Source organism: Neobacillus niacini, assembly GCF_019749295.1.
Taxonomy (GTDB): Bacteria; Bacillota; Bacilli; order Bacillales; family Cytobacillaceae; genus Neobacillus; species Neobacillus niacini_D.
Genome location: NZ_JACWFG010000002.1, coordinates 333,088 through 349,783, shown reverse-complemented (window position 1 = coordinate 349,783; position 16,696 = coordinate 333,088). Strand labels below are relative to the sequence as shown.

The 16,696-nt window shown below is 42.8% G+C and carries 13 protein-coding genes; 12 read left to right on the top strand and 1 reads right to left on the bottom strand.

Going from position 1 to position 16,696, the window contains the following annotated elements; translation table 11 throughout:
- Window positions 1-9: 9 nt before the first annotated feature.
- The 7 genes from H0184_RS05350 to H0184_RS05320 all read left to right on the top strand — a co-directional run bounded on the left by H0184_RS05350 (window position 10) and on the right by H0184_RS05320 (window position 9,951).
- Window positions 10-1,140: an acyl-CoA dehydrogenase gene (locus H0184_RS05350; RefSeq protein ID WP_221822228.1), complete on the top strand. Its 1,131-nt coding sequence runs from the start codon at window positions 10-12 to the stop codon at window positions 1,138-1,140.
- A gap of 383 nt (window positions 1,141-1,523) precedes the next feature.
- Window positions 1,524-2,663: an acyl-CoA dehydrogenase gene (locus H0184_RS05345; protein WP_221822226.1), complete on the top strand. Its 1,140-nt coding sequence runs from the start codon at window positions 1,524-1,526 to the stop codon at window positions 2,661-2,663.
- A gap of 28 nt (window positions 2,664-2,691) precedes the next feature.
- Window positions 2,692-3,348, top strand: coding sequence for a TetR/AcrR family transcriptional regulator (locus H0184_RS05340; RefSeq protein WP_221822224.1), 657 nt, complete (start codon window positions 2,692-2,694; stop codon window positions 3,346-3,348).
- A 52-nt stretch (window positions 3,349-3,400) separates the two neighbouring features.
- Window positions 3,401-6,667 carry a fused isobutyryl-CoA mutase/GTPase IcmF gene (gene icmF, locus H0184_RS05335; protein ID WP_221822222.1) on the top strand — a complete coding sequence of 1,089 codons (3,267 nt, stop codon included), beginning with the start codon at window positions 3,401-3,403 and terminating at the stop codon, window positions 6,665-6,667.
- Window positions 6,668-6,991: 324 nt separating this feature from the next.
- A complete protein-coding gene (locus tag H0184_RS05330; protein ID WP_221822221.1) occupies window positions 6,992-7,198 on the top strand; it encodes a hypothetical protein in 207 nt (68 codons plus the stop codon).
- A 133-nt stretch (window positions 7,199-7,331) separates the two neighbouring features.
- Complete coding sequence (gene rpoE, locus H0184_RS05325) at window positions 7,332-7,925, top strand: DNA-directed RNA polymerase subunit delta (RefSeq protein WP_221822219.1); 594 nt, start codon at window positions 7,332-7,334, stop codon at window positions 7,923-7,925.
- A gap of 430 nt (window positions 7,926-8,355) precedes the next feature.
- Window positions 8,356-9,951 (top strand): CTP synthase, encoded by a 1,596-nt coding sequence (locus H0184_RS05320; protein WP_221822217.1) that lies wholly within the window; start codon window positions 8,356-8,358, stop codon window positions 9,949-9,951.
- 35 nt (window positions 9,952-9,986) lie between these two features.
- Here the strand turns inward: H0184_RS05320 and H0184_RS05315 are convergent, their stop codons facing one another.
- The gene (locus H0184_RS05315; protein ID WP_221822215.1) at window positions 9,987-10,484 is read right to left on the bottom strand and encodes a DUF2529 domain-containing protein; all 498 of its coding nucleotides are present in this window, start codon (window positions 10,482-10,484) and stop codon (window positions 9,987-9,989) included.
- A 351-nt stretch (window positions 10,485-10,835) separates the two neighbouring features.
- On the opposite strand from H0184_RS05315, the gene H0184_RS05310 reads away from it, so the two are divergent.
- From H0184_RS05310 to rho, 5 genes are all read left to right on the top strand, one after another.
- Window positions 10,836-11,207 (top strand): response regulator, encoded by a 372-nt coding sequence (locus tag H0184_RS05310; protein ID WP_095247517.1) that lies wholly within the window; start codon window positions 10,836-10,838, stop codon window positions 11,205-11,207.
- A 234-nt stretch (window positions 11,208-11,441) separates the two neighbouring features.
- Window positions 11,442-12,299 carry a class II fructose-bisphosphate aldolase gene (locus H0184_RS05305; protein WP_221822213.1) on the top strand — a complete coding sequence of 286 codons (858 nt, stop codon included), beginning with the start codon at window positions 11,442-11,444 and terminating at the stop codon, window positions 12,297-12,299.
- 390 nt (window positions 12,300-12,689) lie between these two features.
- Complete coding sequence (locus H0184_RS05300; protein ID WP_221822212.1) at window positions 12,690-13,979, top strand: UDP-N-acetylglucosamine 1-carboxyvinyltransferase; 1,290 nt, start codon at window positions 12,690-12,692, stop codon at window positions 13,977-13,979.
- Window positions 13,980-14,058: 79 nt separating this feature from the next.
- Window positions 14,059-15,021: a class II fructose-bisphosphatase gene (gene glpX, locus H0184_RS05295; RefSeq protein ID WP_221822210.1), complete on the top strand. Its 963-nt coding sequence runs from the start codon at window positions 14,059-14,061 to the stop codon at window positions 15,019-15,021.
- A 264-nt stretch (window positions 15,022-15,285) separates the two neighbouring features.
- Complete coding sequence (rho, locus tag H0184_RS05290) at window positions 15,286-16,551, top strand: transcription termination factor Rho (protein WP_221822208.1); 1,266 nt, start codon at window positions 15,286-15,288, stop codon at window positions 16,549-16,551.
- Window positions 16,552-16,696 lie beyond the last annotated feature (145 nt).

Sequence of the window (16,696 nt, the reverse complement as noted above, 5' to 3'; positions counted from 1 at the left end):
AGTGTTACTATGAATCTAAGATTCTCAGAAGAGCAGGAAATGATGCGGAAAATGGTTCGTGATTTTGCCGAAAAGGAAATCGCTCCGTTTGTTGAGGAGATGGAAAAGGGAAAATTCCCGCGTGAAATCCTCCGTAAAATGGGGGAACTCGGACTGATGGGGATTCCCGTTCCGGAAAAATACAGCGGTGCGGAGATGGACTTTGTTTCCTATATTATCGCGATTAACGAGATTTCGAGAGTAAGTGCGACCGTCGGTGTCATCCTTTCAGTTCATACATCAGTCGGAACAAATCCAATCCTGTATTTTGGCAGTGATGAACAAAAGCAAAGATTTCTTCCAAAGCTGGCGTCAGGGGAAAAGCTGGCTGCGTTCTGCTTAACGGAGGCAGGGTCAGGCTCGGATGCGAAAAGCATGAAATCCCGCGCTGTAAAAAAAGGTGACCATTATGTAATCAACGGCTCGAAGATGTTTATCACCAACGGCGGTGAAGCCGATGTTTATATCGTATTTGCTGTAACCAATCCTGATTTAGGCAGTAATGGAATATCAGCCTTTATCGTTGAAAAAAATTCTCCTGGCCTTGTGATTGGCAAGGATGAACATAAAATGGGCCTTCATGGCTCAAGAACCGTCCAGCTTTCTTTTGAAGACATGGTTGTACCTGCTTCGAACCTTTTAGGTCAAGAAGGCGAAGGTTTTAAAATTGCGATGGCAAACCTGGATGTCGGCCGGATTGGCATTGCTGCCCAGGCACTCGGAATTGCGGAGGCTGCATTAGAAGCCGCGGTTAATTATGCGAAGGAGCGACAGCAGTTTGGTAAACCGATTGCTGCTCAGCAGGGAATTGGCTTTAAGCTGGCGGATATGGCAACGAATGTAGAAGCTGCAAGACTATTACTCTATCGTGCAGCTGACTTACGTGCGCAGGGTATGAAGTGCGGAATGGAAGCCTCGATTGCTAAATTATTTGCATCGAAGACAGCAGTGGAGACGGCTACAGAAGCGATCCAGGTGTTTGGCGGCTATGGCTATACAGAGGATTATCCAGTCGAGCGCTACTTCCGCGATGCAAAAGTGACCGAGATTTACGAGGGAACGAGCGAGATTCAGCGGATTGTGATTAGTAAGTATCTTTAAGTTGATAGCTCGGTGGAAGATGTAGACATCTGAGCTAATTGTAAGAACTGTATGGCTTTTTGTATAAGCTGTACGGTTAATTGTAAGAACTGTATGGTTTTTTGTATAAGCTGTACGGTTAATTGTAAGAACTGTATGGTTTTTTGTATAAGCTGTACGGTTTATTGTAGAAACTGTATGGTTTTTTATAAAAACAGTACGGTTTTTGTAAAGGCTGTCCGCTATTTGTAAAAGCTGTCCAGTTATTTGTAAAAGCTGTCCAGTTATTTGTAAAAGCTGTCCAGTTATTTGTAAAAGCTGTACGGTTATTTGTAAGAACTGTATGCTTTTTCGAAAAAACCTGCACGGTTAGATGAGAAGTTACCTTGAGGAGGACATATAAAATGAATTTTCGTTTATCGGAAGAACATGAAATGATTCGGAAAATGGTTCGGGACTTTGCTCGAAACGAGGTCGCTCCAACAGCGGCTGAGCGTGACGAGGAGGAGCGTTTTGATCGGGAGATTTTTGACAAAATGGCGGAGCTTGGATTAACGGGCATTCCGTGGCCGGAGGAGTACGGCGGCATCGGAAGCGATTACCTTGCCTATTGTATTGCGGTTGAAGAGCTATCAAGAGTTTGCGCATCAACAGGTGTTACGTTATCCGCGCACACTTCATTAGCAGGCTGGCCAATCTACAAATTCGGTTCTGAGGAGCAAAAGCAGCAATATCTTCGTCCGATGGCAGAAGGTAAAAAGATCGGAGCCTACGGCTTAACAGAGCCAGGCAGCGGTTCGGATGCCGGCGGTATGAGAACAACTGCAAGACGTGAAGGTGACCATTATGTCCTCAACGGCTCAAAAATCTTCATCACAAACGGCGGCATTGCTGACATTTATGTCGTATTTGCACTGACAGATCCATCGAGCAAACAAAAAGGAACGACTGCGTTTATCGTGGAAAGTGACTTCCCAGGCTTCTCTGTTGGGAAAAAAGAAAAGAAGCTCGGTATTCGTTCTTCACCTACAACGGAAATTATTTTTGAAGAGTGTAAGGTACCAGTCGCCAACAGGTTAGGCGAAGAAGGTGAAGGCTTCAAAATTGCCATGATGACGCTGGATGGCGGCCGTAACGGAATCGCAGCACAGGCAGTGGGCATTGCACAAGGTGCGCTCGACGCTGCGGTCGACTACGCGAAAGAACGTCAGCAGTTTGGAAAGCCAATCGCAGCGAACCAAGGAATCGGTTTCAAGCTTGCAGATATGGCGACAAACATTGAAGCGGCAAGACTATTAACCTATCAAGCTGCATGGCTGGAGTCGCAGGGTCTGCCGTACGGCAAGGAATCGGCGATGTCGAAATTATTCGCTGGAGACACGGCGATGAAGGTTACAACAGAAGCGGTTCAGGTATTTGGAGGGTATGGTTATACAAAGGATTATCCAGTGGAGAGATATATGCGCGACGCTAAAATTACGCAAATCTATGAAGGAACACAAGAAATCCAGCGCCTAGTTATCTCACGAATGATCACGAAATAACCATTTAATGATAAAGGCGGTAAAAGGGATGAAAAAACGTGAAGTGCAGGCTTCAGTAAAAGATGAACGCCTTGTACAACGAAGACGGGATCAGATGATCAAAGGGGCCGTTTCACTTTTTAAACAAAAGGGGTTTCACCGGACGACGACCAGAGAAATTGCGAAGGCGGCAGGCTTTAGCATTGGAACGTTATACGAATATATCCGCACCAAGGAAGACGTTCTTTACTTGGTGTGTGACAGCATTTATGACCATGTAAGCGAGCGTCTTCAGCAGGACCTAGAGGATAAGCAAGGTACACTTGATAGTTTGAAGCATGGGATTGCTAACTATTTCCGGGTTATTGATGAATTGCAGGAGGAAATTTTGGTCATGTATCAAGAGGCAAAATCGCTTACAAAAGATGCTCTTCCATATGTGTTGAAGAAGGAAAATGAAATGGCGGCGATGTTTGAAAAGCTTATTACATTATGTGTGGAAAATGGGGAGCTGAACTTAACGGAACAGCAGATTAGAATCCTTTCTCACACGATTATCGTAGAAGGACAAATGTGGAGCTTCCGCCGCTGGACATTGCAGAAGTTATTCACCTTAGACGAATACATCGAGCTGCAGACGGAACGATTGTTTTCGGGGATTAACGGAATGAGTCAGAACAGCAAAAAAGGGACGATAATGAAATAAGAGCGGGGAAAAGGAGATAGAGTTCCTTTTTTCCAAGCAAAGGGGGAGACATATGAGTACGACGGAGATTTATCAGCCGAAGCACCATATTCGTTTTGTGACGGCGTCGAGTTTGTTTGATGGTCATGATGCTTCGATTAATATAATGAGAAGGATCCTGCAAGCGAGCGGGGCAGAGGTAATCCATCTCGGGCATAACCGTTCGGTCGAAGAGGTGGTCAATGCCGCGATTCAAGAGGACGCGCAGGGAATTGCGATTTCATCGTATCAAGGCGGCCATGTGGAATACTTTAAGTATATGTACGATTTGTTAAAAGAAAAGGGTGCACCGAACATCCGCATTTATGGCGGCGGCGGCGGTGTTATTATCCCACGCGAAATTAAAGAGCTGCATGATTACGGGATAGCCTGGATTTTTTCTCCAGAGGATGGCCGGACATTGGGGCTTCAAGGTATGATCAATCGGATGCTTGAGGAATGTGACTTTCCGACCGTATCCGCTGATCATGCACAGCATATTGAAAAGCTTCCTACTGGTGATGTGAATGCCATTTCTAAATTGATTACCTTGGCTGAATTACATGTCGATAATAATCGGGAAGCGGCCGCAGCAGCAGAGAGCCTGTTGGAAAAAGTGAAAACGTTAACGAAGGAAATTCCTGTTGTCGGAATCACTGGTACGGGCGGTGCCGGAAAAAGCTCGCTGACAGATGAGTTGATTCGCCGGTTTATTAATGAGCTGCCAGATAAAAAAGTCGCCATTCTTTCCGTTGACCCGACGAAACAAAAAACGGGCGGCGCTCTTTTAGGCGACCGAATTCGAATGAATGCCATCTTTAATCCAAATGTGTATATGCGAAGCCTTGCAACACGATCTTCCAAAAGTGAGCTTTCGTTAGCCATCAAGGATGCCGTTTCGGTCGTGAAGGCAGCGGGCTTTGAACTAGTTATCGTTGAGACAAGTGGAATCGGTCAGGGTGATGCGGAGATAACTGAAATTTGTGATGTTTCCCTTTATGTCATGACCAGTGAATTTGGGGCACCGTCCCAGCTTGAAAAGATTGATATGATTGATTTTGCTGATTTAATTGTTATCAATAAATTTGAGCGCAAGGGTTCTGAGGATGCACTGCGTCAGGTGCAAAAGCAATATCAGCGCAGCCATATGCTGTTTGAAAAAGACACTAGTGAGATGCCGGTATACGGTACGATTGCCAGCCAGTTTAATGACCAAGGCACCAATGCCTTATTTGCGGCATTGATTGAAAAAGTAAATCAAAAAACAGGCACCGATTGGGTTACTTCTTTTAGTAAAGATGCATTAGTAGAAAAACAAAACGTGATTATTCCAACGGACCGCCGCTATTATCTCCGGGAAATATCGGAGACCGTCCGCCGCTACCATCAAAAAGCTGAAGAACAGGCAAATATTGCCCGGAAATTATTTCAGCTGGAAGGCGCGATTGCAGCGGTTAAGGAAACAGAGGCAAATGAAGAAGTTGTGGCTTCTTTAGAAGGTATTAAACAGGCAACAGAAGAGAAATTAACGCCAGAGTCGAAAAAAATCCTCGAAGGCTGGGAAAAAACGAAGGCTGCCTATAAAGCAGATAAGTTTGTAACGAGAATTCGAGATAAAGAAATAATCACTGTTTTAAAAACAAAGAGTCTTTCTGGGCTGGATATTCCAAAGGTAGCGTTACCGGGGTATAAAGATTACGGTGAAATCCTGCGCTGGGTATATCGTGAAAATGTGCCAGGCTCGTATCCATATACAGCTGGAGTTTTTCCGTTCAAGCGTGAGGGTGAAGATCCAAAACGTCAATTTGCTGGAGAAGGGACACCGGAGAGAACAAATCGCCGTTTCCACTATCTATCTAAAGATGATGCAGCAAAACGCTTAAGTACGGCCTTTGATTCGGTAACATTGTATGGTGAGGACCCGGATTACCGTCCGGACATTTATGGCAAGGTTGGAGAGAGCGGCGTCAGCGTTTGTACGCTTGATGATATGAAAAAGCTGTATGATGGCTTTGATCTTTGTCATCCCTCTACATCGGTTTCAATGACCATCAATGGTCCAGCGCCGATTATTTTAGCGATGTTTATGAATACCGCAATTGATCAGCAGGTGAAGAAAAAAGAAGAAGAGCTTGGCCGTGTGTTAAGTGTTGAGGAGTTTGCGAAAGTGAAGGCTTATACGCTAAGAACGGTCCGCGGTACGGTGCAAGCCGATATTTTAAAAGAAGACCAAGGTCAAAACACTTGTATTTTTTCAACAGAGTTTGCACTGCGGATGATGGGAGATATTCAACAATATTTTATCGACCAGCAAGTGCGTAACTACTACTCTGTATCTATTTCCGGTTATCACATTGCCGAAGCAGGCGCTAATCCGATTTCACAGCTTGCTTTTACACTCTCGAACGGTTTTACTTATGTAGAGTATTATTTGAGCAGAGGCATGAAGATTGATGATTTTGCACCAAACTTATCGTTCTTCTTCTCGAATGGGCTCGATCCAGAATATACAGTGATTGGCCGTGTGGCCCGCCGAATCTGGGCAACGGTAATGCGTGATAAATATGGTGCGAGTGAGCGCAGCCAAAAGCTGAAGTATCATATCCAAACCTCAGGCCGTTCACTGCACGCACAGGAAATTGATTTTAATGATATTCGTACCACGCTTCAGGCATTGATGGCGCTGCATGATAACTGTAATTCGCTTCATACAAATGCCTATGACGAAGCCATTACAACACCGACGGAGGAAAGTGTTCGCAGGGCAATGGCGATTCAGATGATTATCACCAAAGAGCATGGATTAACCAAAAATGAAAATCCGCTTCAAGGATCGTTTGTGGTTGAAGAATTAACGGATCTTGTCGAGGAAGCAGTTCTTCAGGAATTTGAACGCCTAAACGACCGCGGCGGTGTTCTTGGTTCAATGGAAACTCAGTACCAGCGCGGAAAAATTCAAGATGAATCGATGTACTATGAGATGAAAAAGCATACAGGTGAACTGCCAATAATTGGTGTGAACACCTATTTAAATCCAAATCCACCTTCTGAAGAAGACATCAACAGCATGGAACTGGCGCGAGCCTCTAAAGAAGAAAAAGAATTACAAATTCACAACCTGCGCGCTTTCCAGCAAGCACATGCAGCACAAACAGCAAAAGCACTAGAAAAGCTAAAAGCCGCAGCCGTCAACAACGAAAACATCTTCGCAGAACTAATGGAAACCGTAAAAACAGCCAGCCTAGGACAAATCACAAAAGCCCTCTACGAAGTAGGCGGCCAATATAGAAGAAACATGTAATTTTTTATGCAATGGCTTATGATTTATTAAGCCATTGCTTTTTTATAAATGCTTTGTTAATGCTAAATTGGTAATGGCACTCTGTTGATTTTTGCGGAAGGCACGGAGACTCCTGCAGGAGTACGGAGCAGGTGAGACCCCACAGGCGCTCGCGCCGAGGAGGCTCACCGCAACGCCTGCGGAAAGCGAAGTGCCTGGAGCACAAATCAACAGCCCATTTTAACATAGCTTACAAAATATTTTTCTAACCAGTACTAATATTGCCTATCTTTCTTATATAATAAATGAGCATACATCATAGAGTCCCAAGGGCGGTGTTGACAGATGAAAATAAACTATATGTTTTTATTTTTACTAATAACTGCATGGCCATTATACTATCTCTATCAACATCAATTAGGGGCAATTTCCTTTTTTGTACTGGCTATTTTCTTCTTTTTCATCGCAATGAAAGAATTGAAAATGCTAAAAAAAGAGGATAAACCTGATGAACCCAGCCAAAACACGGAAAAAATCAAGCAAAAACAATAGATAGAACTAGCATAAACGGGAGATATTTGTTTATAATGAAGAATATGTCAAAATACTAGCACTTAGGTGCTAACATTTTTGCCCGTTATCACTCATTACATAGAGTGTTAAATAGAGAAAGGAAGTGCCGATATTGAGTTTACAAGGTTACTCAAAAGAGCAATTACAAGAGTTATCCCTCATTGAGATGGCGTATGAATTTCTAAAAGGCAGTAAACAGCCAATTTCATTCCATGATTTAATTAAAGAAATTGCTGCAGCTACAGAAATATCAGAGGCAAATATCAAATCAAGAATTGCACAATTCTATACAGACATAAATATCGATGGCCGTTTTCTTTCATTAGGTGATAACCGCTGGGGACTTCGTGTTTGGTATCCAATCGATACACAGGAAGAAGAAGTCGTTACCGTTATTAAACCTAAGAAGAAAAAGGCGAAAAAGAAAGTCGATGAAGACGAGCTTGAAGACTTTGATGAGATTGAAGAAGATTACGATGAGCTTGATGACTTTGTCGATGAAGATGATCTTCTTGATGATGATGATGATGACGATGAGGACGATCTTCTTGATGACCTAGACGATGTGGATGACCTCGACGATGATGACGATGTTATTGAAGATGATGATGACTTCGAACTTGATGAAGAAGAAGATCTCGATGAAGATCTGGACGATGAAGAGGATTTGGATGCAGTAGACGAAGAAGACGACGACCTATTATAGGCTTGACTTTTTAATCCTGCACTTGTACAATCTTTTTTGGGCTCCTTAAAAGGAACGGATCATAATTAGCTTATAAAGCGCTCCCTTACAATGCGTAAGCGGGGTGCTTTTTTATTTTGTTTAGACCAATGATACATAGCTCTTTTGCGCAAAAAGCAAAACTTCTTTAAGTATAGGCTGTGTAAGGAAACTTTTGATTTTAGAGCTGTTGATTTGTGCGGAGGGCTCGAGACTCCTGCAGGAGGACGGGACAGGGGAGACCCCGCAGGCGCTTTAGCGCCGAGGAGGCTTCCCGAACCGCCTGCGGAAAGCGAAGAGCCTGGAGCACAAATCAACATCCAAGTTAACACAGCCTAAGATAAAAAATTTTTATAAAAGAAGCCTTAAACAACTGTTGATTGCACAAACTGATTAAGAGGAGGATTATTTTATGACTAAGTATATTTTTGTAACTGGCGGTGTAGTTTCATCGTTAGGAAAAGGAATTACCGCAGCCTCTCTAGGCCGCTTATTAAAAAACCGAGGGTTGAATGTGACGATTCAGAAATTTGACCCCTACATTAACGTCGACCCTGGAACCATGAGTCCGTATCAACACGGTGAAGTATTCGTGACCGGTGATGGCGCGGAAACGGATTTGGACTTAGGGCACTATGAACGTTTTATTGATATCAACCTAAATAAATATAGCAACGTGACGACAGGGAAAATTTATTCCACTGTTTTAAGAAAAGAGCGCCGCGGTGATTATCTAGGCGGAACAGTTCAGGTTATTCCGCATATTACCAATGAAATCAAAGAGCGTGTTTTCCGTGCTGGAAACGAAACAAATGCTGATGTTGTCATTACCGAAATTGGTGGAACTGTAGGGGATATCGAGTCACTTCCGTTCTTAGAAGCTATCCGCCAAATTAAGAGTGATATTGGCAGCTCGAACGTGATGTACATTCACTGTACACTAATTCCTTACATTAAGGCTGCGGGTGAAATGAAGACGAAACCGACGCAGCACAGTGTAAAAGAGCTTCGCAGTCTTGGTATTCAGCCAAATATTATTGTTGTTCGTACGGAAATGCCAGTTTCCCAGGATATGAAGGATAAAATCGCTTTGTTCTGTGATATTGATGCAAAAGCGGTGATTGAATGTCGTGATGCAGATACGCTTTATTCAATTCCACTTGCTCTGCAAGAACAGCATATGGACCAAATTGTATGTGACCATTTGAAGCTCACTACACCAGAGCCAGAAATGACAGAGTGGAAAGCATTAGTGGATAAGGTTCTTAATCTTTCAGGCAAAACACGTATTGGTCTTGTTGGTAAATACGTTGAGCTTCAGGATGCTTATATTTCAGTTGTTGAGGCAATGAAGCATGCAGGATATGCGTTTGATTCCGATGTGGAAATTAAGTGGATCAACGCGGAAGAGGTTAACGCAGAAAACGTTGCTGAACTTTTAAACGACGTGGATGGAGTCCTTGTTCCTGGCGGGTTTGGTGACCGAGGAATTGAAGGGAAAATCCAAGCAACCCGCTATGCACGTGAAACGAAAAAGCCGTTCCTTGGCATTTGCTTAGGTATGCAGCTGGCAACGATTGAATATGCACGCCACGTACTTGGATACGCAGATGCACACTCTGCAGAGTTTGTACCTGAAACCAAGCATCCAATTATTGATTTACTTCCAGAGCAAAAGGACGTGGAGGACTTAGGTGGAACCTTGAGACTTGGTCTGTATCCATGCCGTGTTGTTGAAGGAACAAAAGCATTTGAGGCATATGAGGATGAAGTGGTGTATGAGCGTCACCGCCACCGTTATGAGTTTAACAATCATTACCGTCAAGAAATGGAAGAAGCAGGCTTCGTGTTCTCCGGGACAAGCCCAGACGGCCGTCTAGTCGAGATCATTGAGCTTACAGACCACCCATGGTTTGTTGCATCACAGTTCCATCCGGAATTTGTATCAAGACCAAACCGTCCACAGCCGCTATTCCGTGATTTTATTAAAGCGACTTTACAAAAATAATAGTAAAATTAGTTAAGCCAGGCTTTATGCCTGGCTTATTCATATTCCGCTAATATTTCATCAATTGTAAATTTTAATCCGTAATAAACGTACAAAGCTGCCATCGATGAAGGATAACCATACCGATTTCCAAAGTCATCAGGCAATAATGCCTTTGTCAGCTGTAAATTGATATGTACATCAGCCATCTCTTCCAGTTGTCCATCCGGAACACTTGTTGAAACAGCAACAAATGATATATTTTTTTCCTGCAGCTTACCCGCCAGTTCAACTGCTTCTTGATCACTGGAACTCCGAGTAAACAATAGCACCCGATCAGCACTTGTTGCATTCTCAATATCCAAAGACACACCCTTTAATGGTTCTGCACCCTCCAAAGCCTCAAACTCTACAGCCTTCATCTCCCGAAAACCAACCAGATAAATACTCTGACCCTGCGCAAGCAAGCGAGCACCATCCTCAAAAGAAAACTCCTCCTTATCCTCAATCCTCTTAAACAAACCCGTCAACTGGGTAGTAAACATCTTCATCAACTTAAACCACTCCTTCAAAGTCATTTTATCTTTTAAAAAGGGCTTTGATAAACAATAATATTTTTGACCACTGTTGATTGTAGTGGAAGGCACGAAGACTCCTGCGGGAGAAGCGAGACAGGCGAGACCCCGCAGACACGCAGTGTCGAGGAGGCTCGGCGGTCGCCCGCGGAAAGCGAAGTGCCTGGAACGAAAATCAACAACCAGTTTAACAGAGCAAAAAATAAAAGACAATTACCATAATATACCGCATAATAAAATAAAGGATTTACAAAAGAAATGTCGAAGATTATCTAGTGGAAGATTAAGGAATCATATAAAATATATAAATAGGGTGGAAGAGGTGGAGTTATGAAGGAGAAAATTTTAATTGTTGACGATCAATTTGGGATACGCATTTTATTAAATGAGGTATTCTCAAAGGAAGGATATCAAACCTTCCAGGCAGCAAATGGAATACAGGCACTTGATATTGTTACAAAGCATGACCCTGATCTCGTCCTATTGGATATGAAAATACCTGGTATGGATGGTATTGAAATTTTAAAAAGAATGAAAGTGATTGATCCTGATATTCGCGTTATTATCATGACGGCTTATGGTGAACTGGATATGATTCAAGAAGCCAAAAATCTTGGCGCCATCACTCATTTTGCAAAGCCATTTGATATTGATGATATTCGTGCGGCAGTGAGAAAACACATTCCTCAAAAGGCAAATTAACCTATTTTTAAAAATAAAAGAAGAGTCGAAAAGTGGTTCCGCTTTCATTGTGAACGTTTATAAAACAAGGTTTTCTTAATAGCATTTTAGATTTTTGTTTGGTATGATACTTATGAACTTTTACCGGTCCATTTATCTTTCTCACGAATACATAATCATTAAAATGTCAGGAAATCCTTAAAAAGGAAAGCCTAAATTCGAGGAGATAAAGACCTATACCAAGGAGGAAATAAAATGCCTTTAGTTTCAATGAAAGAAATGCTCATCAAAGCGAAAGCGGAAGGCTACGCTGTTGGTCAATTTAACCTAAATAACTTAGAGTTTACTCAAGCTATTTTACAAGCAGCTGAAGCTGAAAAATCACCTGTTATTCTTGGTGTTTCTGAAGGTGCTGCACGTTACATGGGCGGCTTTAAAACTGTTGTGAAAATGGTAGAAGGTTTATTAGAAGATTACAAAATTACTGTTCCTGTGGCAATCCACTTGGATCACGGTTCAAGCTTTGAAAAATGTAAAGAAGCAATCGACGCTGGTTTCACTTCAGTTATGATTGACGCTTCACATCATCCATTTGAAGAAAATATCGAAATTACTACTCAAGTAGTTGAATATGCTCATTCAAAAGGTGTTTCTGTTGAAGCAGAATTAGGAACTGTAGGCGGACAGGAAGACGATGTAGTCGCTGAAGGTGTTATCTATGCAGACCCTAAAGAGTGTGAAGAGCTTGTTAAGCGCACTGGTATTGACTGTCTTGCTCCAGCATTAGGATCTGTTCATGGTCCTTACAAAGGTGAACCAAACCTTGGTTTCAAAGAAATGGAAGAAATCGGTAATATTACTGGTCTGCCGCTTGTACTTCACGGCGGAACTGGAATTCCATTAAAGGATATCCAACAATCAGTTTCTCTTGGAACTGCGAAAATTAACGTTAACACTGAAAACCAAATTGCATCTGCAAAAGCGGTTCGTGAAACATTAGCAGCGAAGCCAAATGAATACGATCCACGTAAATACTTAGGCCCAGCTCGCGATGCTATCAAGGAAACTGTAATCGGCAAAATGCGCGAATTCGGTTCTTCTGGTAGAGCGTAATAACTGAGTTTTATAATTAGAGGATTTGTCCTCTTGAAAATACCATCCAATGTTTGGTAATATAGGATAACAACTTGAAACCGCCCCTTATCTAGTGGGCGGTTTCAAACTGTAATAAATAATTTGAAAATTGGCGAAACTTGTCGAAGACTTTATCTCTTATTGGAAGACTTGGGTTGGAAGTCTGTGGCGCAAAAATTTACCAATTTTTAAAACTTTTTTTCATATTCATACATGAAAATAATTTATTGGTGTAAACTAGATGATAGACAAAATGTCGGATTATGTAATTCGCTGTTGGAAATAATTACTAAAGACAGATTTGATTATCAATTTAGTTGATTAATAAAGGATCACAGTCCCCCCAATGGCTTAGAAGGGAGTCGAAAAATGGAAAAACTTAAAATTGCAGGCGGATATCCGCTTAAGGGAACCGTAAGAATTAGTGGTGCCAAAAACAGTGCAGTTGCGTTGATACCAGCAACCATTTTAGCAGAATCACCGGTGACAATTGAAGGGCTGCCAGATATTTCAGATGTTGAAATATTAAAGGACTTGCTCGAAGAAATTGGCGGGAAAGTAGAGCTTTCAAATGATTTTGATATGACGGTTGACCCATCGACGATGATCTCAATGCCATTGCCAAATGGAAAAGTGAAGAAGCTTCGTGCGTCTTACTACCTTATGGGGGCGATGCTTGGCCGGTTTAAAAAGGCTGTCATTGGGCTGCCTGGCGGATGTCACCTAGGACCGCGTCCAATTGATCAACATATTAAAGGCTTTGAAGCACTTGGTGCTCAGATTACGAATGAGCAGGGCGCTATTTATTTGCGTGCGGACGAGCTTCGTGGTGCACGTATCTATCTAGATGTTGTCAGTGTTGGAGCAACAATCAATATTATGTTAGCGGCTGTAAGAGCGAAGGGCCGGACGGTTATTGAAAATGCAGCAAAAGAACCAGAAATTATTGATGTCGCTACTTTACTTACGAATATGGGTGCGAAAATCAAAGGTGCGGGAACCGATGTGATTCGGATTGATGGAGTGGACAGCCTCCATGGCTGCCGTCATACGATTATTCCTGATCGCATTGAGGCTGGAACGTATATGATTTTAGGTGCTGCAGTTGGTGAAGGCGTTTTAATTGATAATGTCATTCCACAGCATTTGGAATCATTGATTGCAAAGCTAAGAGAAATGGGTGTGAATATCGAAACGGGTGATGACCAGGTGTTTGTCAGCAGTTCTGATAAGTTGAAGTCCGTTGATATTAAAACACTCGTTTATCCCGGATTTCCAACCGATCTACAGCAGCCATTTACAACACTATTAACGAAAGCAGCGGGTTCAAGCGTTGTAACAGATACGATTTATGGTGCCCGTTTTAAACATATAGATGAATTAAGAAGAATGAATGCGAACATTAAAGTGGAAGGCCGCTCAGCAATCATCAGCGGACCTGTTAAGCTTCAGGGTGCCAAACTAAAGGCAAGCGACCTAAGAGCGGGAGCATCATTGTTTATTGCCGGCCTGATGGCAGAGGGAATCACGGAATTGACAGGTCTAGAGCATGTCGACCGCGGATACAGCCAGCTTGTAGAAAAATTAAATGGACTCGGTGCAACGGTTTGGCGTGAGGCTTTGTCAAAAGAAGAAGTAGAACAGCTTAAGAATACGTAAATAGGTTATACTAATTCCTCGAATCTGTTATACTAATGTTATTGAAAAAGTATAAACAGATAATTGGGGGATTGAGAACATGGAGAGAAGTTTATCTATGGAGCTTGTTCGCGTGACAGAAGCGGCTGCACTTGCTTCAGCACGCTGGATGGGACGCGGGAAAAAAGATGAAGCAGATGGTGCTGCAACCTCAGCGATGCGTGATGTTTTTGATACGATCCCGATGAAGGGGACAGTTGTGATTGGTGAAGGCGAGATGGACGAGGCCCCAATGCTTTATATTGGTGAAAAGCTTGGTACTGGGTATGGTCCACGTGTAGATGTAGCCGTCGACCCGCTTGAAGGGACAAACATTCTAGCTGCAGGCGGATGGAATGCGCTGGCTGTACTAGCCATTGCGGACAACGGCAACTTGCTTCATGCACCTGATATGTATATGGATAAGATTGCTGTCGGTCCTGAAGCTGTCGGTCTTATTGATATTAACGCTTCTGTTCTAGATAATCTAAAAGCTGTTGCGAAAGCAAAAAACAAGGATATCGAGGATGTAGTGGCAACCGTGTTAAACCGTCCGCGTCATGAGCATATTATTACTCAGTTACGTGAAGCGGGTGCCCGGATTAAATTAATCAATGATGGCGATGTAGCAGGTGCCATCAATACAGCCTTTGATAACACAGGCGTTGATATTTTATTCGGATCTGGCGGTGCACCGGAAGGCGTAATCTCAGCGGTTGCGTTAAAATGTCTCGGCGGTGAAATCATCGGGAAATTACTTCCTCAAAGTGATGCAGAATTAGAGCGCTGTGTTAAAATGGGACTAGATGTCAATAAAGTTCTTCGCATGGAAGACCTTGTGAAGGGTGACGACGCGATTTTTGCAGCAACGGGCGTAACAGACGGCGAACTGCTGCGCGGCGTCCAATTTAAGGGTTCGTATGGCTCTACTCATTCCATTGTCATGCGTGCTAAATCTGGAACTGTCCGATTTGTTGAAGGTCGTCACAGCTTGAAAAAGAAACCAAATTTAGTGATTAGATAAATTTTTATAGTAAACACTTACTAAGAGACTAGACCTGGATTCTAGTCTCTTATCTCCATAAAAATCTATTATCTCCTACATCTGAAAATTTCCAGTTGATTAATTTTTTACTCACAGGGTACAATAGATAGTGTTTTATTATACAAAGAGATTCTGCTATTCTATTCATTTCTACTAATCCCTCTATTTTTTATAGTAATTAGAAACCCTCTATTATACGATTAGGTTCACAAATAGAGCAAAAATTTTAAAGTGTGGTGTACTATGGAATTAACTATATCAAGTTTAGAAAACATGAAGCTGAAAGAGCTTTATGAGCTTGCGCGCGAGTTTAAGGTGACCTACTACAGCAAGTTATCGAAAAAGGAACTTATTTTTGCCATTTTAAAATCACGTGCGGAGCAGCAAGGTTACTTCTTTATGGAAGGTGTCCTTGAAATTATCCAGTCAGAAGGATTTGGATTTTTACGGCCAATTAACTACTCGCCAAGTTCAGAAGACATTTATATTTCTGCGTCACAAATCCGTCGTTTCGATTTAAGAAATGGAGATAAAGTATCCGGTAAGGTTCGACCTCCAAAAGAAAATGAACGATATTACGGATTATTACATGTAGAAGCAGTTAACGGTGAAGACCCAGAATCAGCTAAGGAACGCGTTCACTTCCCAGCATTAACTCCACTCTATCCAGACAGACATATGAAACTCGAAACCACTCCAAAATATATTTCAACAAGAATTATGGATGTAGTTGCTCCAGTTGGTTTTGGACAAAGGGGCTTAATTGTCGCGCCGCCAAAGGCAGGGAAAACGATGCTGTTAAAAGAAATCGCTAACAGCATTACCACGAACCACCCTGAAGTGGAATTGATTGTGCTTTTAATCGATGAGCGTCCGGAGGAAGTAACCGATATTGAACGTTCTGTTGCCGGCGATGTTGTCAGCTCGACGTTTGATGAGGTTCCAGAAAACCATATTAAAGTCGCTGAGCTTGTTCTTGACCGCGCGATGCGTCTGGTCGAGCATAAACGTGATGTTGTCATTCTGATGGACAGTATTACTCGTTTAGCGCGTGCATATAACCTGGTTATTCCACCAAGCGGAAGAACCCTTTCAGGTGGTATTGACCCGGCAGCTTTCCACCGTCCTAAGCGATTCTTCGGGGCAGCCCGAAACATTGAAGAGGGCGGAAGCTTAACCATCCTAGCGACGGCATTAGTCGATACAGGTTCACGTATGGATGACGTCATTTATGAAGAATTTAAAGGTACAGGAAATATGGAACTGCATCTGGATCGTCAGCTTGCAGAACGCCGTATCTTCCCTGCGCTTGATGTTCGCCGCTCTGGCACACGGAAAGAAGAACTGCTTCTTCCAAAAGATCAATTGGACAAACTATGGGCAATCAGAAAATCCATGTCCGACTCACCAGACTTTGCCGAGCGCTTCATGAAAAAACTAAAACAAACCAAATCCAACGAAGAATTCTTCGCGCAAATTGGCGAAGAACTAAAGGGAAGACGGTCATAATTTCCGGCACCTGTTGATTGGAATGGAAGGCACGAAGACTCCTGCTCAGAGGACGGGGCAGGGGAGACCCCGCAGGCGCAAAAGGCGCCGAGGAGGCTCCCTGAACCGCCCGCGGAAAGCGAAGTGCCTGGAATGGAAATCAACA

Bases quoted from the DNA above. Each gene is read 5' to 3' on its own strand.
- H0184_RS05330 (WP_221822221.1), top strand. From the start codon at position 6,992: ATGAAAATAAACTATATGTTTTTATTTTTACTAATAACTGCATGGCCA.
- H0184_RS05350 (WP_221822228.1), top strand. From the start codon at position 10: ATGAATCTAAGATTCTCAGAAGAGCAGGAAATGATGCGGAAAATGGTT.
- H0184_RS05300 (WP_221822212.1), top strand. From the start codon at position 12,690: ATGGAAAAACTTAAAATTGCAGGCGGATATCCGCTTAAGGGAACCGTA.
- H0184_RS05345 (WP_221822226.1), top strand. From the start codon at position 1,524: ATGAATTTTCGTTTATCGGAAGAACATGAAATGATTCGGAAAATGGTT.
- icmF (WP_221822222.1), top strand. From the start codon at position 3,401: ATGAGTACGACGGAGATTTATCAGCCGAAGCACCATATTCGTTTTGTG.
- glpX (WP_221822210.1), top strand. From the start codon at position 14,059: ATGGAGAGAAGTTTATCTATGGAGCTTGTTCGCGTGACAGAAGCGGCT.
- rho (WP_221822208.1), top strand. From the start codon at position 15,286: ATGGAATTAACTATATCAAGTTTAGAAAACATGAAGCTGAAAGAGCTT.
- H0184_RS05305 (WP_221822213.1), top strand. From the start codon at position 11,442: ATGCCTTTAGTTTCAATGAAAGAAATGCTCATCAAAGCGAAAGCGGAA.
- H0184_RS05340 (WP_221822224.1), top strand. From the start codon at position 2,692: ATGAAAAAACGTGAAGTGCAGGCTTCAGTAAAAGATGAACGCCTTGTA.
- H0184_RS05310 (WP_095247517.1), top strand. From the start codon at position 10,836: ATGAAGGAGAAAATTTTAATTGTTGACGATCAATTTGGGATACGCATT.
- H0184_RS05320 (WP_221822217.1), top strand. From the start codon at position 8,356: ATGACTAAGTATATTTTTGTAACTGGCGGTGTAGTTTCATCGTTAGGA.